A 278-nucleotide genomic window follows, 5' to 3' on the forward strand; every position below is an offset into this window, starting at 1 on the left:
GAGCATTGGGTTATCAGGGTAAAGATCATATTACACTTGCAACTATTGTTGAGTTTATTCATACCGCAACACTATTACATGATGATGTTGTTGATGAATCTAACTTACGCCGAGGCACGCCTACAGCAAATGCTGAGTTTGGTAATGCTGCCAGCGTATTAGTGGGCGACTTTATTTACACTCGTTCATTTCAGCTTATGGTTGGCCTTGGTAAAATGCAGGTAATGCAAGTGCTTGCAGATGCAACTAACATTATTGCTGAAGGTGAAGTATTACAG

Annotated in this window: 1 protein-coding gene; it reads left to right on the forward strand. The window is 40.6% G+C overall.

The window, feature by feature from the left end; genetic code table 11:
* A partial coding sequence (locus tag AAEY88_RS13300) for a polyprenyl synthetase family protein (protein ID WP_350563152.1) occupies nt 1–278 on the forward strand: 278 nt, incomplete at both ends.

Source organism: Psychrobacter sp. CAL346-MNA-CIBAN-0220 (assembly GCF_040309805.1).
GTDB lineage: Bacteria > Pseudomonadota > Gammaproteobacteria > Pseudomonadales > Moraxellaceae > Psychrobacter.